General features: G+C 56.7%; 20 protein-coding genes and 1 pseudogene. 15 read left to right on the forward strand and 6 right to left on the reverse strand.

Going from position 1 to position 23,323, the window contains the following annotated elements; translation table 11 throughout:
* Positions 1-184 precede the first annotated feature (184 nt).
* The 10 genes from ABLV12_RS02565 (at position 185) to ABLV12_RS02610 (ending at position 12,434) form a co-directional block, all read left to right on the forward strand.
* The gene (locus ABLV12_RS02565; RefSeq protein ID WP_201506034.1) at positions 185-2,125 is read left to right on the forward strand and encodes an FTR1 family protein; all 1,941 of its coding nucleotides are present in this window, start codon (positions 185-187) and stop codon (positions 2,123-2,125) included.
* 27 nt (positions 2,126-2,152) lie between these two features.
* Complete coding sequence (locus ABLV12_RS02570) at positions 2,153-2,680, forward strand: iron transporter (protein ID WP_004102822.1); 528 nt, start codon at positions 2,153-2,155, stop codon at positions 2,678-2,680.
* 262 nt (positions 2,681-2,942) lie between these two features.
* Positions 2,943-4,322, forward strand: coding sequence for a Fe-S-containing protein (locus ABLV12_RS02575; protein ID WP_335270316.1), 1,380 nt, complete (start codon positions 2,943-2,945; stop codon positions 4,320-4,322).
* A 2-nt stretch (positions 4,323-4,324) separates the two neighbouring features.
* Positions 4,325-5,608, forward strand: a complete 1,284-nt coding sequence (locus ABLV12_RS02580; RefSeq protein WP_004113521.1) for an ABC transporter permease — start codon at positions 4,325-4,327, stop codon at positions 5,606-5,608.
* A complete protein-coding gene (locus ABLV12_RS02585) occupies positions 5,598-6,728 on the forward strand; it encodes an FtsX-like permease family protein (RefSeq protein WP_348866759.1) in 1,131 nt (376 codons plus the stop codon). Before ABLV12_RS02580 ends, ABLV12_RS02585 begins: the two co-directional genes overlap by 11 nt.
* A gap of 4 nt (positions 6,729-6,732) precedes the next feature.
* Complete coding sequence (locus ABLV12_RS02590) at positions 6,733-7,428, forward strand: ABC transporter ATP-binding protein (protein ID WP_004102812.1); 696 nt, start codon at positions 6,733-6,735, stop codon at positions 7,426-7,428.
* A complete protein-coding gene (locus ABLV12_RS02595; RefSeq protein WP_160886340.1) occupies positions 7,415-7,900 on the forward strand; it encodes a TlpA disulfide reductase family protein in 486 nt (161 codons plus the stop codon). The genes ABLV12_RS02590 and ABLV12_RS02595 overlap by 14 nt, the downstream gene beginning before the upstream one ends.
* 541 nt (positions 7,901-8,441) lie before the next feature.
* On the forward strand, positions 8,442-9,530 hold the full coding sequence (locus tag ABLV12_RS02600; RefSeq protein WP_004113517.1) for an ABC transporter substrate-binding protein: 1,089 nt from the start codon (positions 8,442-8,444) through the stop codon (positions 9,528-9,530).
* A 71-nt stretch (positions 9,531-9,601) separates the two neighbouring features.
* Positions 9,602-11,371 (forward strand): iron ABC transporter permease, encoded by a 1,770-nt coding sequence (locus tag ABLV12_RS02605; protein ID WP_070555914.1) that lies wholly within the window; start codon positions 9,602-9,604, stop codon positions 11,369-11,371.
* Entirely contained in the window at positions 11,364-12,434 is a 1,071-nt protein-coding gene (locus ABLV12_RS02610) for an ABC transporter ATP-binding protein (protein ID WP_004102806.1), read from the forward strand. The genes ABLV12_RS02605 and ABLV12_RS02610 overlap by 8 nt, the downstream gene beginning before the upstream one ends.
* Positions 12,435-12,487: 53 nt before the next feature.
* On the opposite strand, the gene ABLV12_RS02615 is transcribed toward ABLV12_RS02610, so the two are convergent.
* Genes ABLV12_RS02615 through budA form a run of 3 tightly spaced genes read right to left on the reverse strand, consistent with a single transcriptional unit; the run spans position 12,488 to position 15,751 of the window.
* Positions 12,488-13,258 (reverse strand): (S)-acetoin forming diacetyl reductase, encoded by a 771-nt coding sequence (locus tag ABLV12_RS02615; RefSeq protein WP_004102805.1) that lies wholly within the window; start codon positions 13,256-13,258, stop codon positions 12,488-12,490.
* A 23-nt stretch (positions 13,259-13,281) separates the two neighbouring features.
* The gene (alsS, locus tag ABLV12_RS02620) at positions 13,282-14,961 is read right to left on the reverse strand and encodes an acetolactate synthase AlsS (RefSeq protein WP_004113511.1); all 1,680 of its coding nucleotides are present in this window, start codon (positions 14,959-14,961) and stop codon (positions 13,282-13,284) included.
* Between the two features lie 10 nt (positions 14,962-14,971).
* Positions 14,972-15,751 (reverse strand): acetolactate decarboxylase, encoded by a 780-nt coding sequence (gene budA, locus ABLV12_RS02625; RefSeq protein WP_004102800.1) that lies wholly within the window; start codon positions 15,749-15,751, stop codon positions 14,972-14,974.
* Positions 15,752-15,857: 106 nt separating this feature from the next.
* Between budA and ABLV12_RS02630 the strand changes: the two genes are divergently transcribed.
* Complete coding sequence (locus tag ABLV12_RS02630; RefSeq protein WP_004102798.1) at positions 15,858-16,730, forward strand: LysR family transcriptional regulator; 873 nt, start codon at positions 15,858-15,860, stop codon at positions 16,728-16,730.
* Between the two features lie 47 nt (positions 16,731-16,777).
* Here the strand turns inward: ABLV12_RS02630 and cspF are convergent, their stop codons facing one another.
* Together cspF and ABLV12_RS02640 are read right to left on the reverse strand one after the other, a co-directional pair.
* Positions 16,778-16,990, reverse strand: coding sequence for a cold shock-like protein CspF (cspF, locus tag ABLV12_RS02635; RefSeq protein ID WP_017145721.1), 213 nt, complete (start codon positions 16,988-16,990; stop codon positions 16,778-16,780).
* A gap of 175 nt (positions 16,991-17,165) precedes the next feature.
* Positions 17,166-17,336 (reverse strand): YnfU family zinc-binding protein, encoded by a 171-nt coding sequence (locus tag ABLV12_RS02640; protein WP_213799282.1) that lies wholly within the window; start codon positions 17,334-17,336, stop codon positions 17,166-17,168.
* A 487-nt stretch (positions 17,337-17,823) separates the two neighbouring features.
* On the opposite strand from ABLV12_RS02640, the gene ABLV12_RS02645 reads away from it, so the two are divergent.
* From ABLV12_RS02645 to ABLV12_RS02660, 4 genes and pseudogenes are all read left to right on the forward strand, one after another.
* Complete coding sequence (locus ABLV12_RS02645; protein ID WP_023321146.1) at positions 17,824-19,011, forward strand: PLP-dependent aspartate aminotransferase family protein; 1,188 nt, start codon at positions 17,824-17,826, stop codon at positions 19,009-19,011.
* Complete coding sequence (locus tag ABLV12_RS02650) at positions 19,004-20,422, forward strand: Na+/H+ antiporter NhaC family protein (protein WP_004102794.1); 1,419 nt, start codon at positions 19,004-19,006, stop codon at positions 20,420-20,422. The genes ABLV12_RS02645 and ABLV12_RS02650 overlap by 8 nt, the downstream gene beginning before the upstream one ends.
* Positions 20,423-20,446: 24 nt before the next feature.
* The gene (locus ABLV12_RS02655; protein WP_070555920.1) at positions 20,447-20,833 is read left to right on the forward strand and encodes a RidA family protein; all 387 of its coding nucleotides are present in this window, start codon (positions 20,447-20,449) and stop codon (positions 20,831-20,833) included.
* Positions 20,834-20,896: 63 nt separating this feature from the next.
* A pseudogene (locus ABLV12_RS02660) lies at positions 20,897-21,800 on the forward strand (D-cysteine desulfhydrase family protein).
* A 139-nt stretch (positions 21,801-21,939) separates the two neighbouring features.
* Here ABLV12_RS02660 and ABLV12_RS02665 read toward each other — a convergent pair.
* Positions 21,940-23,250 (reverse strand): L-serine ammonia-lyase, iron-sulfur-dependent, subunit alpha, encoded by a 1,311-nt coding sequence (locus ABLV12_RS02665; RefSeq protein WP_064370195.1) that lies wholly within the window; start codon positions 23,248-23,250, stop codon positions 21,940-21,942.
* Positions 23,251-23,323: the final 73 nt, after the last annotated feature.

Raw genomic sequence — 23,323 nt, forward strand, 5'->3', positions numbered from 1 at the left:
CGACAGCTATTTCGCGCAAGCCAGGCGTCGCTCACGCGCTAATAACGGATAGTTATTAATAATTATTTCTTTGCAACATTTTACATAAATTGTCACAGGTTGACATTTTCATGATCCAGGTCATGTACATTGCGAGTAAAAATGACAACGATAATCATTATCATTAACTCGCAAGGGATTTGTCATGACTGGCCCTCGTTCCTTCCTGCTGCTGATGCTGTTGAGCCTGTTGTTTGGCAGCGCGTGCGCGATGGCGCAGACCCAGTATGCGCCTTATATCGAAGATATCGAGCAACGTCTTGATAAAACGTCAGAACTTTATCAGCAGCAAAAAAATACCGACGCGCGGCGCGAAGTGCAAATGGCCTACTTTGAAGTGTTTGAAAACCTTGAAGGGCCAATTCGGATCAATATCTCGGCGCGTAAGAGCTACGAGATGGAGAGCACTTTCGGTGAGATCCGCCGCATGATCGGTGAAGGCAAACCGATCGGCGAGGTGCAGGCACGTATCGACGGGCTGAAGCAGGCGCTGCGTGAAGTTGAGCCGGTGCTGGACGGCGGGCATCGGCTGGTGGCGGAAGAGCAGCATACCGCGCTTACGCGCGATGACATTGCGCAGCACTGGCAGGAGAGCTTCCGCACCCTTGACGACAGGCTGGCGCAGGCGGTAACGGAGTATCAGGCCGGCAACTACGCGCAGGCCAGCCAGCAGGTGCAGCAGGCGCAGTATCAGGGATTTAAAAACTCCGGAATGGAAACCTCGGTGCGGCAAAATCGCTCGGCGAAGGAAGCGGCCGCCATTAACCAACAGTTTAGCGCGCTGCTGACTCTGGCCGCCCAGCCTGACAGCCTGAACGAGGTGTCGTATCAGGTCACCACGCTATTACAGGATCTGGAAGATATTCTGCCGGGTCTGCCAACCACCCGCGACGATCGGCCGATGGGCGCTCCCTCTGGCGCCGATAACGCCGCGCTGGCTGATGAAACGACCGCCCGCGCGGACTGGGCAAGCGTCGCCCAGGGAATTAACCAGAGCATCAACGCCGCGCTAACGCGCTATCAAAATGGGGAAGGGCAGGAGGCGATCCTCGACGTACAGGACACCTATTTCGACCGCTTTGAAGCCACCGGGATGGAGAACAAAATCGGTTCTCGCGATGCGGCCTTTAAAACTTCTCTGGAGGCCCATTTTACCCGTATGGTCAGCCTGATGAAGGCCGGACAGCCGCAGGAGAGGCTGGCCGCGGAAGCCGCCGCCCTTGAGGCGGATCTGCAAAAAGCGGTCACCATGCTTGGCGAAGGCGAAGAGACCCAGTGGAGCCTGCTGCTCTATAGCCTGATGATCATCGTGCGCGAAGGGCTGGAAGCGCTGCTGATTGTGGCGGCTATCGTCGCGTATCTGGTTAAAAACAACCATCACGACAAACTGCCGCTGATCCGCCAGTCGGTGATGGTGGCGCTGGTCGCCAGCGTGGCGACGGCGTTTATCTTCCAGCTGCTGTTTACTCAATCCGGCGCCAGCCGCGAGCTGCTGGAGGGGATCACTATGCTGATTGCGGTAGTGATGCTGTTCCTTATGAGCTACTGGCTACTGTCCAAAGTTGAAGCCCGCCACTGGAAGGCCTGGCTTGAGGGCAAACTCTCCCATTCGCTGTCGCGCGGTTCGCTGGTGGGACTGTGGTTAACCAGCTTCCTTGCGGTCTACCGCGAGGGGGCCGAAACGGTACTGTTCTATTACGCCCTGATTGGCGATGCCCAGGGGCTGCCGGGCCATCTTGCCATCGGCGCCGGGTTTGTTATCGGCTGTGTCGTTCTGCTGATCGCCTGGCTCGTCATGCGCTACTCGGTGGTCCGGCTACCGCTCAAACCCTTCTTCCTGTTCACCGGCGGTTTTATGTACCTGATGGCGTTTGCCTTCGCCGGAAAAGGGGTACTGGAACTGGTGGAGGGCAAACTATTTCAGCCAACGCTGATCGCCGGAATACCGGAAATCAGCTGGCTGGGAATTTACCCCTATGTGGAAACGCTATTGCCGCAGGGCATATTGCTGCTCGCGGCGCTGGCGGCGCTATGGATCATGCGCCGTCGTCAGGCACCCGCTGAAACCATAAAAACGCATTGCTAACCATTTTAAGACGAGAGGATGAGTCAGATGACCATGAAGAAGACCCTGATGATCAGCGCCACCCTGGCCAGTATCTTCACCGCGCCCGCGGCGCTGGCCTTTAAAGAGTATCCGGCCGGCGAGCCGGTCACCATGAATGAAATGGAGATCGCCGCGGTTTACCTGCAGCCTATTGATATGGAGCCGCGCGGCATGGGGCTGCCGGCAGCGAAGTCGGATATCCATCTGGAAGCGGATATTCACGCGGTAGAAGGCGGTAAAAATGGTTTTGGCGCAGGTGAATGGATCCCTTATCTGACGATCTCCTACACCCTGGTCAATAGCGATACCGGCGAAAAACAGGAAGGCACCTTTATGCCGATGGTGGCGAGCGACGGCCCGCACTACGGCGCGAACATCAAGATGATGGGCGTGGGTAACTATAAAGTCACCTACCACATTGATCCGCCGTCGAAAGCCGGGATGCACCGCCATACCGATAGCGAAACCGGCGTCGGCCGCTGGTGGAAGCCGTTTGATGTGAGCTATGAGTTTAAATATGTCGGTCTGAACTAAGCGTCTCCGGAGGCTCAGATTGTTGACAAAGCGCGCCCTGCTGCAAATCTCCGTTTCGCATTCGCGATCCTGTGGTAACGCATAACTTGCTGATATTACTTTTTTGTAAGCAGAGTGAGGCGTTAGCCGCCAGAAATGCGACGCCATCGTTAAAGCAGGGTTGTCATCAGTCTCAGCATCCTCAGATGCGAGTGTTTTCACGCAGGATGGCCGGGCGGTCATCCTGCGGCGTGTTATTCATCCGCCGTACTGAGTTAAAGTCATGAGCTATTTTTTCGTCACGACGCTACAGGCCTTTTTCTGCATTGCGCTGCTTTCCGCCGTACTCTGGGGGCGCGGCGCGCCTCCCGTCCTGCGTCCGCTGGTCTGGACGCTGCTTACCGCGCTGGGCTGCGGACTACTGGCCGGGCTGTATATTCGCCCGAGCCAGACGCTGGAGCTTCTGCTGGTCGGCGCTGAAATCCTCGTATCGCTGCTGTTTTTACTGAGCTTCAGCTGGTCTTCGCCGCGCGTTCGCTATCTGTGGCAATGGCTCCTCACTTTCGGCGCAGCCCGGCACTGGGCGCTGGACCCGAACCTGGGCGGATTGACCTCCACGCACGTTCTGAACACCGATCTGCTGCTGAATATCACCGCGCTGGCTGCGGCGTTCGCGCTGCTGTGCCTTGCCTGCGCGCTCTGCGCCATGCTGCTGCGCAGAATGCGCGGCTTCTACTGGCCGCTGGCCCTGCTGCTGTTGGTCCTGCTGTGGCTACCGCTCGGCGGTAACCTGCTGCTGCTGTTGATGAAGCTACAGGTGCTACCGCTGCTGAAACCGCTGCTGAGCTTTGTCGCCAGGGTGACCAACAACGCGGCGATGTATAACTGGGCCGCCGCCGCGATACTGCTGCTGCTGTGTCTGTGCTGGATCCCGGCGCTACGCCGCTATTATTGGGCGGTTAAAGCCGCGGAGGACCCCATCTCCCGCCGCCTTGCGCTGGCCGAACGCCGTAAAGCCAGCCGTTTGTGGTTGACCACCGTTTGCTGCGCGCTGGCGATTATCGGCGGCCAGCTATGGTGGAATCTGGTGGCTTCGCAGCCGCCGCGCTTGTCCGAGGCGCAGGCGGTTACGCTGGCCGCCGACGGCCAGGTGCATATTCCGGTCGAGCAGGTTCGAGATGGCAAACTGCATCGCTTCGTCTGGGTGGCGGACGACGGCAAAGCGATTCGCTTTTTTATCATTAACCGCTATCCCGATAAGCTGCGCTTTGGCGTGGTGTTTGACGCCTGCCTGCTGTGCGGCGATCAGGGCTACGTTATGGAAGGCAATCAGGTGATTTGTGTCGCCTGCGGTGTGCACATTTTTATCCCCTCGATTGGCAAGCCCGGCGGCTGTAACCCGGTGCCGATCGACGGCTGGCGCAACGATGACAAAGAGCTGACGATACCCGGCGCGGCGCTGGCCGGCGGAGGTAACTATTTCTCTACCGTCCTGACGATTAACGTCACCGACCCGGTGGATGGCTCCACCCTGACCAACACCCGCGCCGACTACAAATACAGCTATGGCGGTAAAACCTGGTTCTTCTCCTCTGAAGCCAACTATGACCGTTTCCGCAATGCGCCAGAGCAGTTTGTGCCCGACGCGGTGAAGGAGGAGTAACCATGCTGTGGCGAATGATCTACCAGTCGTGGGGGCGCAACCTGCGGCGCAAAGCGCTGGCGGTATTGACCGTGTTTCTGGCGACCAGCCTGATCTCGGCGCTGCTGGCGGTCTCTATCGATATCGGCGACAAGATGTCCCGCGAGCTGAAATCCTACGGCGCCAATATTTTAATTGAGCCCGCCGGGCAGGCGGCGCTGCCGGCGCTGTTCAGCGAGCAAAGCAACCCGCTGGCCAGCGACGACTTTCTTGATGAATCCGAGCTGCCGAACATCAAAGATATTTTCTGGCGCAATAACATCGTTGGCTTTGCCCCGATGCTCGGCGGCGAGGTAAACGTGGCAGGACAGGATATTCGCGTGCTGGGCACTTTTTTTAGCCAGCCGGTCAGTATCCCGGATGAAGAGGGGTACGAGACCGGACAGCGGACGGTCAGCCCCTTCTGGCAGGTGACCGGCGCATGGCCGCAGGAGCCGGTCGGCGAGACGCCGCAAACGCTGGTCGGTCACGCGCTGGCGCGAAACTACGGCTGGCAGCCCGGCGATCGCCTGGCCCTCAACGTTGCGGATAGGGTGCTGAACGTCCAGGTGAGCGGTATTTTGTCCAGCGGCGGCGATGAGGATAACCAACTGGTGATGCCGCTTAGCGTCGTGCAGCAGCTGCTCGGTCTACCGGGAAAAGTGCAGGCGATCCGCGTCTCGGCGCTGACGGTACCGGAGAACGAGCTGTCGCGCCGTGCCCGTGAGGATCTCGAGGCGCTGAATGCCGAAGAGTACGATCTCTGGTACTGCACCGCCTACGTATCGTCCATCGCCCACCAGCTGGAAGAGGCCATTTCCGGCGCCGAGGTGCGTCCGGTCTGGCAGGTTGCTGCTTCGGAAGGTGTGGTTATCGACAAAATTCAGCTGCTGATGGGGGTGGTGACTCTGGCCGCGCTGGCTGCGGCGGCGATGGGCATCGCCTCGTTGATGACCAGCACGATTATGGAGCGCGCCAAAGAGATTGGTCTCATGAAAGCGCTGGGCGCCCGCCAGTGGCAAATTTTGCTGCTGTTTTACCTTGAAGCGGCGCTGGGCGGCCTGGTCGGCGGCGCATTGGGCTGTATCGCCGGTTGGGGGCTGGCAAAGGCAATTGGCCTGATGCTGTTTGCTACGCCGCTGAATTTTGCCTGGGTGGTGGTGCCCTGCGTGCTGGTGATAGCGGTGCTGATTGCTTTAATCGGTACCTGGTTCCCGGCCCGCCGGATCGCTCGTCTTTACCCTGTGGAGGTGCTATATGGCCGCTAAGCGCGACATGCTGTGGCTGCTGGTGTGGCGAGCGCTGCGGCTGAGAATGCAGCGGGTCAGCGTGGTGTTTGCCGCGCTGGCGGTAGGGGCGACCATAGTGACCGCACTCTCCGCCGTGTGGTTCGATATCAATAGCAAAATGAGCGAAGAGCTGCGCACCTTCGGCGCCAATTTTTATATTGGTCCGGGCCACGGCGCCAGCATGCCGCAGCCGGAGCTTCAGGCCATTCTTGATGGCGCGCCGGCGGGCCTGATTCACGGCGCCAGTCCGTGGCTGTACGGTACGGCGCGTACTGAGCTGGAGAAAGTGGTGATGGTCGGGGTGTGGTTTGAGTCGCTGCAAAAGCTGGTGCCTTACTGGCAGGTCAACGGCAGCTGGATCGGCGTCAGCTTTGACGATCGCAACGCGATGATTGGCGTCAAACTGGCGCAGCGCCTGGCACTGAATGTTGGCGATAGCGTGACGCTGGTAGACCATAGCCGGCGTAAAACGCTGCTGATTAAAGGCATCGTAGAGGCGGGGGACGCGACCGACAATATGCTGATCGTCAGCCTCGATGTGGCGCAGTCCTGGCTGCAAAAGCCCGGCGCGATCAGTCACGGGCTGCTTAGCGTCAGCAATGACCTGGGCCAGGTGGAGCGCTATGCCAGCCAGCTGCAGCATCAGTACCCGAACCTTGAGATTCGTCCTGTGCGCAAAGTGTCGGCTTCCGAGGGGCAGGTGCTGGATAAAATTAAGGGGCTGATGGGGCTGGTGTCGATGGTGATCCTCGCGCTGTCGTCCCTGTGCGTTAACACCACCCTGATGGCGATTGTCGGTGAGCGGGCGAAAGAGTTTGCGCTGCAAAAAGCGCTGGGCGCCAGCAACGTCGATATTACCCGCCAGATGCTGCTGGAGACCAGCATTATTACCCTCGCGGCGGTGGTCTGCGGCTGGGGGCTGGGCTATCTGCTGGCGCAGCTGCTGGGACTAACGGTGTTTAACGCCAGCATCTCGCTGCGTCTGCCGGTGCTGCCGCTGACCCTGGTTCTGTCTTTACTGGTCGCCCTGCTGGCGGCCATTGTTCCGGTGCGGCGCGCGGTGAGCGTCGAACCGGCGAAAGTGCTGAAAGGAGAGTAACGCCATGACCGTCACGTCTTTGCGTCAAATGGCGATTGAAACGCGTCATTTATATAAGCGGTTCGGGGAAGTTACGGCGCTGGAGGATATTAATTTGCGCATCGCACGCGGCGAGTTTGTTGCCATCATGGGCGCCTCCGGTTCCGGCAAAACGACCCTGATGAACATTCTTACCTGTCTGGATACCGCCAGTGAAGGACAGGTGATCCTGGATGGCACCGACGCCGCGGCGTTGGATGAAGAGGGGCGCCGTCGCTTTCGCGCGCAGAAAATTGGCCTCGTCTTCCAGCAGTTCCATCTCATCCCGTTTCTGACGGCGCTGGAAAACATCATGCTGGCGCAGCATTACCACAGCGTGGTGGATGAGAGCGCCGCCAGAGCGGTGCTGGCTCAGGTGGGACTTGAGCATCGCGTGACCCATTTACCGAGCCAGCTGTCGGGCGGGGAACAGCAGCGCGTCTGCATTGCCCGGGCGCTGGTTAACGAGCCGCCGGTTATTTTTGCCGATGAGCCGACCGGTAACCTTGACGAAGAGAACGAGCAGCGGGTGCTGGATCTGCTGACCGATTTACACCGCCAGGGGCGAACCATTGTGATGGTGACCCACAATCCGGCGCTGGGTCAATTCGCTGACCGCATCGTGCGTTTGCAGCACGGAAAGTATCTCGGCGAGGAGGTGAATCATCATGCGCATGCCTGAAGTGATGCTGTTTCTGACGCTGGCGCTGCTTAGCGGCTGCAAAGAAGAGAAGCTGGCTCGCGGCGAAACGGCGCCTGCGCTGGCGGCATTCGATTTACAGGAGTCGCCGGTCAGCCTCGATCGTTGGCGAGGGAAGGCGGTCTATCTTAATTTCTGGTCCGCAGGCTGCGGCGGCTGTCTGGCGGAGATGGATACCCTGCAGGCGCTCAGCCAGCGCTGGCCGGATAAGCTGGTGGTGGTGGGGGTGAATACCGATTCGGATACCGTGGATATCGCGCCGCTGCTGGCGAAGCATGGGATTAGCTATCCGGTGCTGCGCGATCGGCTGAAAATAACTCAGGAGCGCTATCAGGTTATCGGTACGCCAACATCAATATTAATTGATGGCGACGGTAGGGTGCTGGACTGGCATCAGGGGATGCGTAAGCCCGATGAACTACGAACGGTTTTGCGCCAGCTGGCGCAACGGTAAATTCCCCAGCTCGTGCTGCGCTTAGCTGGGCTACAGGTTCTCGGGCCGGTAGCCCGGACAGGTGCGTCAGCACCGCCTCCGGGACAGGTGTGAAGCCAAATGCACCGGCTTAGCGTTCACCCGGCCCGCGCTGCGCTTAGCCAGGCTACGGATTCACACCGTCAGCGGTCCCGTAGCCCGGATAAGGCGTCAGCCGCGACCCGGGAGTTTTCGCTTATACATACTGACTCCGTAGCGTCGGCTATTAGCCGCTGCCATTCATGATATGGAAGTCAGCGATTTACCGCGTCCTGCGCCAACAAGTTTTATTCGTTTATTTAAAAATGCCTTATTCGGCAGGTTTAAAAACAGGAAAACTTAATCTTTTCTTAATATTTCATCACCTCAACGTTTTAGGCTTTTGCCAAATCTCAATCATCATCATTTAAATTACGTCAGCGTCACAAAAGCCGTAAAAAAACATTCCCAGGCGTTGCAAGGTTCTTACGTCACGCTATATGTTAAATTTACATTTAATAAATGATGCTTAAAGGTTGATTTTATGTATATGAAAATTAGTGGCTTAGTGATTTCACTGACGGCCATATTCTCCGGTCAGGCCTTTGCTGCGCTCCCTCAGGGCTATCCGGCGGATTATCAAAAGGTCGTAGATGCGGGGATTAAAGAAGGCAAGGTGGTGATTTACTCAACCACGGATACTAAGGCCGCAGGTCCGTTAATTAAAGGTTTTGAAGCGCAATATCCCGGCATTAAAGTTGAATATAACGATATGAACAGTACCGAATTGTACAACCGTTATATCAGCGAGCAGGCAGCGGGCGGCGGAAGCGGCGATGTGGTCTGGAGCTCTTCAATGGATACGGCGCTGAAGCTTGCCACCGATTATGCGGAACAGTATGCCTCCCCGGAACAAGATAAGCTGCCGAAATGGGCGGTCTGGCAGCAAAAAGCCTACGGCACCACCTATGAACCGGTGGTCTTTATCTATAATAAGCGCCTGATCCCGCAAGGGGATGTTCCTGATTCGCACACCGCGCTGGCGAAGCTGATCGCCGGTCAGGCTGATAAGTTCAAGGGCAAGGTCACTACCTACGATATTGAAAAATCGGGCCTGGGTTTTATGCTGGCGGTTCAGGACAGTAAAGCCGATGCTCACTACTTTGACGACCTGGCGGGAATGGCGAAAGGCGGGCTGACCGTGCAATCGTCCACCGGGACGATGATGGAGCGCGTCTCCTCCGGGGAAAACCTGATTGGCTACAACATCCTCGGTTCATACGCGGAGGCGCGGGCGAAAAACGACCCTTCGCTGGGTATCTCGTACCCGAAAGATTATGTGCTGGTGCTCTCGCGGGTCTCGTTTATTACCGCAGAAGCCGAGCATCTGAATGCGGCGAAGCTGTGGTTTGATTACGTGCTCTCGGAAAAGGGGCAAAGCATCCTGGCGAACCAGGCCGATATTCCCTCCCTGCGCAATGATATCGAAGGTAAAAATGATATCGACGGTATGACCAAAATGCTCGGCAGCGCGTTGAAGCCCATTCCGGTCGATGAAACGCTGCTGGCGTATCTTGAGCCGAAACAACGCCTGGAATTTATCAAACAGTGGCGCACCGCCGCGGCGAAATAACCCTCCGGCGCTGCGCATCTTTTCAGGATGCGCAGCCCACATGATACCCGCCAGGTTTAAAGGGATCGCTTATGAATATCTTACGCCGAAAGTGGCAGGGGTTGCCGCGCGGAATTGTTGTCCTGATAACGGCGCTGGCCATTTATGTCCCGCTGCTATTTATCGTGGTGCAGAGCTTTCTCTCGGCACCCTTTTTTGCCCGCTCGAAGGCATTTAGCCTTGAGGCCTTCGAATTTATCTTTACCGATCCGGATTTTTATCTGGCGCTAAAATCCGGCTTTATTCTCGCCTTCGGCCTGGTGGCGATCGCCATTCCTCTCGGCGGGATCCTCGCCTTTTTAATGGTGCGCACCGATTTACCCGGCAGACGGATTATTGAGCCGCTGATTCTGGTGCCGATTTTCGTATCGCCGATGGTGCTGGCCTTTGGTTACGTGGTGGCGGCGGGACCGGTAGGCTTCTTTTCGCAGTGGGTCGAGCAGCTGATCGGTTTTGTGCCCTGGAATATCTATTCGATGTTCAGCATCGTGGCGATCGCCGGATTGACGCACGTTCCACACGCCTATCTCTATATCTCTTCCGCGCTGCGCAGCGTCGGTTCGGATGTGGAAGAAGCGGCGCGAACGGTTGGCGCATCGCCGCTGCAGGTCATGACCTCGGTGAGCCTGCCGATGGTACGGCCGTCCATACTCTATGCCTGCGTACTGCTGTTTTTTCTCGGCCTGGAAGTCTTCGGCCTGATGCTGGTGCTGGGGGACCCGGAAGGCAATATGGTGCTGGCCACCTATCTTTATAAACTGACCAACAAGCTCGGCACGCCTTCCTATCATCTGATGGCAGCGGTGGCGGTGGTGCTGATCTGCATCACCATTCCGCTGGTGATGCTCCAGCGCCGCCTGATGCGTACCGCCAACCGCTTTGTCACCATGAAGGGGAAAGCATCGCAGGCCCGGGCGCTGCCGCTGGGGAAATGGCGCTGGGTCGCCGGTATCGTCGTGGTGGCCTGGTTGACGGTTACCATCGGCGTACCGCTGATCGGCGTTGCGCTGCGGGCCTTTATTTCGAACTGGGGGGTTGGCGTTCCGCTGTGGGATGAACTCTCGCTGGCGACGTTCCGCAACATCTGGCAGCAGCCGAATTTGCTGCGCGCCATCGTTAACTCTATGGCGATTGGGGTCATCGGCGGCGCGCTGGCGGTGGTCTGCTATCTGTTCGTAGGCATCGCGATGCACCGCAAACCGGATAACGTCACGCGCTTTCTCGACTACAGCGTGCTGGTGCCGCGTGCGGTGCCGGGGCTGCTGGCCGGGCTGGCGTTTTTGTGGGTGTTTCTGTTTCTGCCGATGTGGCTGGATCAGTCGCTGAAAAACGGCTGGCTCTCGGCGCTGCCGGTGGCTGAGTGGCTGCGCGACCATCTGATTGTTCAGCTGCGCGCGCTGCGTAATACCATTTTTAGCGTCTGGCTGGCCTATACCGTGGTCTGGATGGCCTACGGCCTGCGGCTCATCTCCTCGACGCTGCTGCAGGTGGCGCCTGAGCTGGAGGAGGCGGCGCGCAGTACCGGCGCATCGCGCGGGCAGATCACCCGCCACGTCACGGTGCCGCTGTCGCGCTATGGCCTGATTGGCTCCTGGCTACTGATGTTTCTTATCTTCGAGCGCGAATATTCGACCGGGGTTTATCTGCTCTCTCCGGGAACGGAAACTATCGGTTCGATGCTGGTGTCGCTGTGGGCGGCAGGGGCTATCGATATCGTCGCCGCGCTCTCGTTTATTAATATCCTGCTGGTGGTCGTGGGTCTGGGCATCGCCCTGCGCTTTGGAGTGAAATTACATGATTGAATTATCGGTAGAAAACCTGCATCTGACCTACGGCGATAACCCGGTACTGAAGGGCGTATCTATGGAGCTGAGGCGGGGGGAAGTCGTCTCGCTGCTCGGTCCATCGGGGAGCGGAAAAACCACGCTGCTGCGGGCGGTCGCCGGGCTGGAGAAGCCCACCAGCGGCACGATCGCTATCGGTAAAACCCGCGTTTATGACGGCAACCCGCGTAGTGAAATTCCGGCGGAGGAGCGTAACCTGGGTCTGGTGTTCCAGTCCTACGCCCTGTGGCCGCATAAAACGGTATTTGAGAACGTGGCTTACCCCCTCAGGCTACGTAAGGTCGCTGCCGCGGAGATCAAACAGCGGGTGCAGAGCGTGCTCGATCAGCTGGGCCTGGGGCATCTTGGCAATCGCCATCCGCATCAGCTCTCCGGAGGACAGCAGCAGCGCGTGGCCATCGGCCGGGCGCTGGTATATAACCCGCCGGTCATTCTGCTGGATGAACCCCTGTCGAACCTCGACGCTAAGCTGCGGGAAGAGGCGCGGGTCTTTTTGCGCGAGCTGATCGTCAAGCTGGGTCTGTCGGCGCTGATGGTGACCCACGATCAGAATGAGGCGATGGCGATTTCCGATCGCATTTTGCTGCTCAATAACGGCGTCATTGAGCAGCAGGGAACGCCGCAGGAGATGTACGGCAGCCCGAGAACGCTGTTTGCCGCCGAGTTTATGGGCAGCAATAATCGGCTGCACGGCACCGTCACCGATCTGGATAACGGTCGGGCGCGCATTGAGGGCGCCAGCTGGGCACTGTGGGGAATGGCCGGGGAAGGGGTCAGCGTGGGGGCGGAAGCAACGGCGGTCATTCGTGTTGAACGCCTGCGCATAGCCTCCTCGCCTGAAGAGAACATGCTGGAATTAGCGCTGCTGACCAGTATGTATCTCGGCGACCGCTGGGAGTATCTGTTTCGCACCGAAGGCGATGATTTCGCTATTCGCGCCTACGGTAGCGCACTGCGCGATGCCGAACGTTGCCATCTTACCTTGCCCGTCAACGATCTGTGGATCTTCCCGAAAGGCTGAAAAAAAGCCCCGGCGCTGAGGCCGGGGCAAACCATGTCAGAGCTTATTTATTATTAACTGAATACCATACCGCCATCGATCAGCAGCGACTGACCGGTCATATAGTTGGAGTCCGGACCGGCCAGATAAGAGACGCAGGCCGCGACGTCTTCCGGTTCGGAAAGACGACCGAGGGTAATGCGTTTCGCAAATTCCTGGGTTCCGTAGCCCAGCGGTTTGCCCGCCGCTTCGGAAACCTGACGGTCAATTTCCGCCCACATGGGGGTTTTGACGATCCCCGGGCAGTAGCCGTTAACGGTAATTCCCAGATGCGCCAGATCGCGGGCGGCGGTTTGCGTCAGGCCGCGCACGGCAAACTTGCTTGAACTGTAGACCGCCAGTTCCGGGTTACCCACGTGGCCCGCCTGGGAGCAGGCGTTGATGATCTTGCCGCCGTGGCCCTCTTTTTTAAACGCATCTACCGCGGCCTGAATGCCCCAGATAACGCCCTTAACGTTGATATTGTAGACTTTATCGATGACGTCCTCGCGAATCTCTTCGATAGGAGTAGAGGGCGCGACCCCGGCGTTGTTAACGATCACGTCAAAACCGCCAAGGCCTTTACGCGCCTGCTCAACGGCGGCAAAAACCTGATCGCGTTTCGAGACATCGACCTTCACCGCCAGCGCCTGGCCGCCGTGCTGGTTAATTTCGTCAGCAACCGCCTGTGCGGTGGCATCGTTATAATCGGCGATGGCCACGGCAAAGCCATCTTGAACCAGGCGAAGGGCGATAGCTTTACCGATACCCTGGCCTGCGCCGGTCACGAGTGCGACTTTTTTCATTGCTGGATTCCTTCTGTAGTGACTCAAAGTAGTTGACTGAGATGAAGCTGGCCCATCAGCAGCGGGTTGTCGCTGTAATCGACGGGGATGGCGACCACGGCGGGGCCATCGACGTCCATCGCCGCCCGCAGCGTCGGCTCAAGGGCGGCGGCGCTCTCGACCGCGAACCCTCTGGCGCCGAAGGCTTCGGCATAGGCTTTAAAATCCACCGGGCCGAACTCAACGCCGGATAGCCGCTGATATTTTTTCTCTTCCTGAATTGCCACCATGTTGTAGCCGTTATCGACCCAGATGATATGCAGGACGTTAGCTTTTAGCCTTACGGCGGTCTCCAGCTCCATACTGGATTGCAGGAAACCGCCGTCGCCGGAAACCGAAACCACTTTGCGCTGCGGGTTCACCAGCCAGGCGCCAATCGCCCACGGCAGCGCCACCCCCATGGTCTGTTGACCGTTGGAAATCATGACCTGACGAGCGCGGAAGCTGTAGAGATAGCGGGCGATCCAGATATGAAAGCTCCCCATATCGACGGTCAGCGTTACGTCGCTGTTGACGATATCCTGCATGGCGCGAACGATGCGCAGCGGATGAAGCGCAAACTGGTTTAGCTGCGCGCCGCGGCGATCGAGCAGTTCCCGCTGGTGCTGGCGGTCAACAAGAATCTCCGCGGCCTGCGGCGACAGAACCAGCTGGTGGTCAATACGCCCGGAGAGTTTGTGCAGCGTGGCAGCGATATCGCCGACCAGCTCGATATCCGGGGTATAGTTGCGCTCTTCATAAGCGGGCAGTACGTCGATATGCACCAGCGCGGCGTTACCGTTATTCCACATCGCCGGTTCATACTCCACCGGGCTATAGCCGATGCAGATGACCAGGTCGGCGAGATGCAATAGCCGATCCCCGGCCTGGTTATTGAACAGCCCAACCCGTCCGGCAAAGCGCGTAAAGTGGTCCTGATTTACCGCGCCGGCGGCCTGATAGGTACTGGTGACCGGGATATGGCTTTTTTTCAGCAATTCGCGGAGCGCCGCGCTGTTTTCCGTCTGGCTGGCCATCAGACCGAGCAGGAATACCGGATTTTTTGCCCCGGCAATCATCTTCGCCACTCGCTCAATGGCGTCGTCCGGGGCCGCGCCGGTCTGCGGGGCTTCGCTGGCGGGCAGCACCCTGGCGTGGACTGGCTCATCGACGACATCCTGCGGCAGACTGACGAAGGCGCTTCCCGGCCGTCCCTGCTCGGCGGCGCGAAATGCGTTAGACACGACCTCCGCCAGCGCATCGGATGCGGTGACTTCCACCGAGTATTTGGTTACCGGGCTGAACATCGCCACCGTATCCATACTCTGGTGCACTTGTTTGGCCTTGTCGGCGCGTTTTACCGCACCGCCCAGCGCCACCACCGGATCGCCTTCGCTGTTAGCGGTGGCCATACCGGTAATCAGATTGGAGCAGCCGGGGCCGGAAGTGACCAGCGCGACGCCCGCTTTCCCGGTGATGCGGCCAACCGCAGCGGCCATAAAGGCGGCGTTGGCCTCGTGGCGTACCGGGATAATGCGAATTGAGGAGTCCAGTAGCGAATCAAAGACCTTATCGATTTTTGCCCCCGGAATGCCGAAGACCTGGCGAACGCCCTGGGCCTCCAGCTGGCTGACGATCAGGTCGGCGCCATGCGCCCACTGGCGAGGTTGATGTTGATTATCCACGAGAATCTCCTTAGTTTTCGACTGAGCGAATGGCGGCATCTAGATTGTCTGGGTGCAGATCCGCCTGCAGGAAGGCGCTATCGGCAGGAAGGTCAATCATCAATTTGTGGATTTCGCCAAAGGTCAGCACGCCGTGGTCGAGCTGATAATCGAGCAGGTGACCGCCGCCCTGACGGTCATCGGTGATGAAATGTTCGTGGTAGCCGGCAACGTTAATGCCCTGCATATGTTGCGGGGTACGGAAGCCGACCAGTACCCCTTCGCGCTGGTTGAAGCGGAATACCGGCTGGTCGTCGAGCACGTCGGTCATCGCCCGGTAGGGCGGGGTCTGGCGCGGTACGGTGCGGGTATGCGCATGACGAAAATGACCGTTAATGCGCAAGGCGCAGAAGAGATTATCGGAGGGTATTTGCTGGTCGATAATGTCGTGCAGCTGCTGGCGGCTCACCGGTTTATCGAACGTTTTACGATACTGCGGCTGAAACCAGGTCATCACCGCAAACGGCGTGCGCTGTTCCATTCGGGCTTTACGGGCGCTGCCGTCGGCGCGCAGCTGGTATACCTCGCTGCTAAACGCGATCAGCTCGCCGTCCAGTTCATTAAAGGTTCCCAGTCCAAAATCGCCGTGGGTGAGTAAATCAGCGATGGTGGTATTGCCTTCATAAACGCCGCTCAACAGCGCGCTCATCAGAGAGGTCTGGTAGATGACGCTATCGGGATGTTGCGCGGAAAACCCTCGTAGAGTTTCACACAGGCTCTCTTCACAAGAGCATTCAGCAGAATGGTTCATTACCCGCTTCCTCGTTCAACGAATATCAGAAAGGTTAAATAAATGTTGACGCGATTCAGCTCACAGTTCCAATATAGAATCTATGCTTGTTTGAGACGTTTTCGATATGGAACTTCGTTATCTGCGCTACTTTGTCGCCGTCGCCGAGGCGCGACATTTCACTAAAGCGGCAAAAGAACTTGGTATCTCACAGCCGCCTTTAAGCCAACAAATTCAACGGCTTGAACGGGAAATTGGCACGCCGCTTTTCCGCCGTTTAACGCGCGGCGTTGAGCTAACGGAAGCGGGGGAGTCGTTCTATGAGGATGCCTGCCAGATCCTCGCCCTGAGCGATGCGGCGCTCGAAAAGACGAAAGGGATCGCCCGCGGACTGAACGGTCGGCTGGCGCTGGGCATTACCAGTTCTGATGCCTTCCATCCGCAGATCTTTAGCCTGCTGCAGCAGTTCCAACAACGTTACCCGGCGGTAACGCTGCATCAAATCGAGGGCAATATGGCGACGCTGATGGGGGCGCTTGGCGAAGCGGAGCTGGATATTGCTTTTGTACGCCTGCCTTGTGAAAGCAGTAAAGCCTTCAATCTGCGGATTATCGATCAGGAGCCGATGGTGATCGCGCTGGCGCGTTCGCATCCGCTGTCGTCATGCGACGAACTCGCGCTCGAGCAGCTTACCGACGTGGCGCCGATTCTTTTTCCGCGCGAAGTGGCCCCTGGCCTGTATGAGCTGGTGTTCAACAGCTATCTGCGCGCCGGTATTGACGTGCAGCGAGCCTATCAGTCATCGCAAATATCGTCGTCGCTCAGCATGGTGGAAGCCGGATTCGGCTTTGCGCTGGTGCCGCAGTCGATGACCTGCATCACGCTACCTGGCGTCAGCTACCACCCTTTGGCGGGCGCGCCGCTAAAAACCGATATTGCTATCGCCTGGCGACGCTACGAGCGTTCGCGCACGGTGAAGCATTTCCTGGCCATGTTTTAACCGGCGAGGTGACTTATTCAGCAGCTATTGACGTTTTATACTGTGTTTTAAGAAAGATAAACATTGGCGGCGGTCGGGCCACGCAGTCCGTTGACTCGACGAAATTCGACGCGGATGCCGGGGCTGATTGTGGTTGGCTCGCCGGGCGATAGTGCGGAAATATGAACCTGTACGTCTTTGCGACCATCGGAGGGGATGATCAGACCTTTGCCTGTTTTATTATCAAATGTTTTGACAATACCTGTCATTTTTTGGAACAAATAAATACCTTTTAAATATGAAAACCGGCACGACTATACAGTAAGTGAGTGGGAAGTCTATGCAAATCGAAATAAAACCCGCGCTTGCGGGCTTTTACTTTGCCAAAAAAACGCCATCAGCGCTGGCTGATTATTGTGCAATCATGCGCAATAATCGGCTTCTGACAAGGGATAATTAAGCAGCGGTTTTTGCAGAGGACTGGAAAAATTTATGGCAGTAGGGGCAGATGAGTTGAGCACCTTTTTGTACTCGGCTGAAGCTGTGTTCTGAGTCCTGAGAGCAGTTAGGGCAGGAACATTTTACGAGATAATTACGGCGAGTTTTAGCGTCTTTGCGTTCTGACATATGATATTTCCTGAGTTAAGGGCTTACGACCATACAGCATTGCGCCGCAAATAGCTCTAACTCATTCTGCATAGCGCGTAAATGAGGGAACTCAGGAACCCTATCGCTGGCACCAGTATGAGAAAAATCGTTTCGTGGCCGCAGGCGGTTAAAGAGTAAGTTTTCCCCCATATTTTTGTGATTAACATCACCCTTTAAATTCAATGTTTTATTTATCAATCAGTTAATGGTGGGTGATTTTTTCGCGCAGAGAACAATTTTCTCCATTATTCGCGGATTAGAGGGAAAATAGGTAAGATTTTCTTCCGCGCCTAATATACATTTTAATGGTGGTCGAAGAACGCAAATCACGATGTTGATGATTATATGACCGTTTATTTTTTGGCTATTAAACGGAGTTTTGGCGGCAGTCTTATGTGCCCACTTCGCTGACCACGTAAATAAGAACTCACGATATTTATGACTAATAATAGTTTGAGTATATCCTATGAAAACCAGAACTAAAGATATTGCTACCCTGGCCGTTCATGCTGGAAGCCAATCCGATCCGGTAACCAACGCTATATTTACCCCGATTGTCACAGCCAGCTCTTTTATCCAGCCTAACCTTTATGAAGGCGGCGATTTTTGTTATTCCCGGGTTTCCAATCCAACGCGTAAAGCTTATGAATCCGCACTTGCCGAGCTGGAGGGGGGGATATATGCCACCGCTACCGCATCGGGAATGGCGGCCACCAATATCGTGATGGAACTATTGCCCAAAGACGCACACATTATTGCGATGAAGGGCGTCTACGGCGGAACCTGGCGGCTGTTTGAGAAATTAAAAACGCACACCACCGGCGCCACAATTTCCTATATCGATCTGAACGATGAGCAGAGCCTGATGGCGAATATTCAGGAAAATACCGCCTTAATCTGGATTGAAACGCCGACCAATCCATTACTTGAACTGGTCGATATCGCGAAAGTGTGTCGTATTGCTAAAGAACACGCCATTACCACCTGCGTTGATAATACCTTTGCCAGTGCCTGGAACCATAAACCGCTTGAAATGGGGGCGGACATGGTCATGCTCTCCACCAGTAAATATGTTGGCGGACATTCTGATTTAATAGGCGGCGCGGTTATTACCAATAATGAAGCGCTCGCCTCGAGGCTCGATTTTATTAAAACAACGATCGGCTCTATTGCCTCGCCCTTTGATGCCTACCTTGCCCTGCGCGGTATGAAAACGCTGGATTTGCGCATGGAGCGTCAGTGCAGTAATGCCCTGCGCGTGGCGGAATATCTGGAAAACCATCCGGCGATTGCCAGCGTCTATTATCCGGGGCTGCCGTCGCACCCTCAGCATCAGCTATGCAAGAAGCAAATGCGTTCGGGCGGCGCGGTAGTGACCGCGACCCTGAAGGGAGACATGCAGAGCCTGAAACGCTTTATCGGCGGTCTGCACTATTTTGTGCTGGCGGAATCGCTGGGCGGGGTAGAGAGCATGATTAACCATTCGGCCTCAATGTCCCACGGTTCGATGTCAAAAGAGGAGCGGGAAGCGATCGGCGTTTATGACACGACGCTGCGCTTCTCCGTCGGCATTGAACATATCGATGACTTACTCCAGGACCTGGATATTGCCTTCGCCGCTATGGACCTCAAACAGGATAACCATCATGCATGATTATGGCATCTGGACGATAATTACTCCGCTGGTCACCATTATTCTGGCGATTCTGACCCGCCAGGTGATCCTCTCTCTGCTTACCGGTATTTTTGTCGGCTATGCGGTGATTCACCACAGCATTATCCAGGGCGTTGGCGGCACGCTGAACGGAATTATTGAAACCTTTGCCTCCGCCGGTAATGCGCGAACGATTATTTTTATGGTGATGATCGGCGGCATTATGCGGCTGATTGTGGTCACCGGCGGCGTGCGAAAGCTGGTGCAGTTTCTTTCGGAGAAAAATGATTTCGTCACCAATAAAAAGTCGGTCCAGCTACTGGCGATGGTGGTGACATCGTTAATCTTTATCGAGAGTTCGATAAACCAGCTGATTGCCGGCGCATCAACGAAAAACCTTGCCCGGCGCTATAAAGTCTCGCCGGAAAAGATGTCCTATATTATCCAGACTTCCTGCGTGTCCGTTTGCTCGTCGGTGATGATCAACGGCTGGGGAGCGGCGATGATGGGGGTTATCGGCGTCCAGATTGCGCAAGGCTACCTGACCGGCGAGCCATTTGAAGTGCTGGCAAGCTCGATGGTCTGGAATACGATGGCCTGGTTTTCATTAGCCTCAGTGCTTTTTTATATCCTCTCCGGCTGTAGCTGGGGGCCGATGAAAAAGGCGGAGGTTAAGTTTGAAACGGTCCAGACGGAAATAGAACAAGAGCATGGCGAAGAGGAAGCGGACCCGGTGATTGACCATCCGGCCTGCAACTCATTGCTCAACTTCTTTATTCCAATCCTTTCCACCGTACTTATGGTGCCGGTAGTGCTATATATCACCGGCGAGGGACAATTCTCCAAAGGCAGCGGCTCCATGTCGGTCTACTCCGGCGTCATGTTTGGCACCGTCGTCTCTTTTATCTGGTTTCGCCTGCGCGGTATTCTGAACGTAGAAAACTTTTTTAAAGAGCTGTATATCGGCTACGCCAGTATGGTGAAAATCAGCTCAATCATGATTCTGGCCTTCCTGATGGGGCATATTTCGGCGGAACTGAATACCGGACAGTATATTGCTTCGATAACCTCCGGCGTTATTCCATCCGGCTTTTCGATCGGCTTTATCTTCCTGATTGCCGCGGTGATGTCGCTGGCCACCGGTACCTCCTGGGGAACCTTCGCCATCATGATTCCAATTGGCGTCCAGCTCGGCGTGTCCTTAGGCATCGATCCGCACTTTATGATCGGCGCGGCGATTTCCGGCTCAATCTTTGGTGATATGACTTCGCCTATCTCCAGTGATGCCATCGTGGCATCGATGGCGACCAACTGTGACCATATTGAACATATTCGCACCCAGCTGCCTTATGCGCTGGTGACGGGCGGGCTGGCGCTCATTGTTTATTTAATTGTCGGCTTCACTCTTTAACTCAATATTCTTAAAGGATTTGCTATGACTAAGGCTATCGCGACAGAAAATGCGCCGCAGGCAATTGGCCCCTATATCCAGGGCGTGAGCAGCGGAAATTTTATTTTTACATCAGGTCAGCTACCCATCGATCCGCAAACGGGCACTATTCCCGAGTGCGCCGAAGGCCAGACCCGACAGAGCCTCGAGAATATTCAGGCAATCATTGAGGCCGGCGGCCTGACGGTCGCCAATATTTGTAAGATGACTATCTTCGTCAAGGATCTGAACGAGTTCGCTGCCATTAATGATGCCTACGCGGCGTTCTTCACCCAGCGTAACGCTTCTTTCCCGGCGCGCTCTTGCGTAGAGGTCGCCCGGCTGCCAAAGGACGTTAAAGTAGAAATTGAAGCTATCGCCTGGCAGGGATAACTCACGCGAAAGACGGCTCAACGGCGGCTTATTAGCCGCCGTTTTTATATCAAGGAGAGGGCTATGTCGGTAAAACATTATCTCAACAGCTTAGCGCGCGTCGCGCTGGTTGGTGGCGTCACTCCCGTTCAGCATCTGCAGCGGCTGTCGGAATATTTGCAGCGCGATATCTCTATAAAACGTGACGATATTTCGCATCCTGGCATGGGCGGTAATAAGCTCAGAAAGCTAGAGTTTCTGGCGGCAGATGGGTCTGAAGTGCGCAGCGCTGCTGGAGAATCCCATTCAAACCGCGGAGCCTAACTATCTCTGCAACGGCAACCATCTGCTGTTTAGCCTGATGGGCTGCGAGTCAGAAAGGGTTGCAGAACTTTACGATCCGGATGCGCGGCTGCAGCAGTTCAGCGAGCGGCTTTCGGCAGAAGGGGCGAAACCCTATATTGTTCCCGTCGGCGGCTCAAACGTGCTGGGGTCGCTGGGCTACGTTGAGTGCGCGCTGGAGATAGCGGAGCAGTGCGAGCAGATGAATCTCAAGGTGCAGTCCGTGGTGGTGCCCTCCGGTAGCGCGGGGACGCATGCCGGACTGAGCGTGGGATTCGCCCATTGCCTGGCGGAGGTCGAAGTCGTGGGGGTGACCGTTTCGCGCCTTGTTGACGATCAGGGGCCCAAAGTGGCGAAGCTGCAGGGCGAATTATCCGCAATGCTGGGCGTAACCGCACTGTCGCCATTGACGCTATGGGATGATTACTTTGCGCTGCGCTACGGCATGCCGAATACCGCAGGGATGGAGGCGGTGGTGTTGCTGGCGCGTCTGGAGGGGATCATGCTTGATCCGGTCTATACCGGCAAGGCGATGGCGGGCCTGATCGATGGCGTGAAAATAACGCGTTTCACCGGCAGCGGGCCGGTGATGTTTGTCCATACCGGCGGCGCGCCGGCGCTCTTTGCTTACTATCCTCGCGTCTGAACAACGACGTTAACCAAAAATCGAACCACGCCCGCGCGTGCATGCCGGCGTGGTTTTTTTACATGCTGCGGCGGAGGGGCAGTGGACGCTTTACCGCCGGACAACGCCCGGCATCCATTCGTCCAGCGCCGCGTCAAACCTAATAACGCTTGTGCGCCATGATTTCGATAATTTGTCGGTCGGTATGCTGCATGGCCCGACCGGCGATGGCGCAAAGATTACGAATGGAGTTTTCCACATCGCGATCGACGATACCGTCGTTGCCGGAAACAACCGAATTATCCAGCGCCAGCAGAACCGCTTTCCAGGCGGAAGAGATGCTGGTGGACACTTTCATTGCGCAACTACCGGAAGCGCCATCGCATATGATGCCGCTGACGTCGCCAATCATGTTATTAACCGCCATGGCGATGGTGTCAAAGCTGCCGTTCATCAGCCAGATAATCCCCGCCGCGGCACCCATTCCGGCGGTGGTGGTGGCGCAGAGGGCCGATAGCCGCGGAAGTTTACAGTGAATATAAATAGCGACCAGATGTGATAGCGCCAGCGCGCGGGCCAGCTGCTGCTGGCTGGCGTGAAGACGCTCTGCGGCCACGACCACCGGCATGGTGGCGGTGATGCCCTGGTTGCCGGAGCCGGAGTTGGTCATCGCCGGCAGCGATGCGCCGCCCATGCGGGCATCCGACGCGGCGCTGGTGCGGTAGAGGATCTCGTTAAACATATCATCGGAAACCAGTCCTTTGTCGACCTGGCGCTTTAGCGTCGGGCCGATATGCAATCCCCACTCTTTGCTCAGCCCTTTCTTTGAAAGGGCGTTGTTCATTGCGCCAGCCTCGAGCATAAATTCCAGCGTCTGCGCAGGCGCTTCGCTAACGAAATCATAGATCTCGCGCAGCGAACTGTGGGCGACCTGCGCCAGCGGATCGCAGGCGGGAGCAGCGTTCGCGCTTGCGTCCTTAACAAACAGAGGCTCACCCATTTTCTCAACCGCCACCACGTTGGTGTGGTCGCCGGTGATGGTGACCGTCGCATGCTGGTCGCCCGCGTAGACTTTGGCGCGAACGTACAGAATCTCGTCGCAGGGTTCCTGTAGCACCACGCGCACGGCGCCAACCTCAAGTAGCGCCCTGGCGGCATCAATTTCCCGACGGGTGGCCTTGTTAAGCACTTCCAGATTCGCCTGCGGGTCGCCGGCGATAGCGCCGAGAGCCGCGGCGATAGGCAAGCCGGTCATCCCCGTACCCGGGATGGTGACGCCCATACCATTTTTCATCAGATTCGGCGAGACCGCAGCTTCGATCCGCACAATCGCGCCAGAGAGCTGCTGCGCCGCCACGGCGCAGGCGAGGGCGACAGATACCGGTTCGGTACAGCCTAAAGCGGGTTTCACTTCCTGTTTTAATGCCTGAATAAACAGGTTCCATTTAGCACGATTTTCCCGGTGTGACATGACTGAGCCTCTGGAGCGGTGCAGAAAAATGGCCATCGAGGGGATGACTTTCTCCTCGACATTGATTTGCGCC

This window comes from Klebsiella sp. CN_Kp100 (assembly GCF_040065315.1).
Classification (GTDB): domain Bacteria; phylum Pseudomonadota; class Gammaproteobacteria; order Enterobacterales; family Enterobacteriaceae; genus Klebsiella; species Klebsiella oxytoca.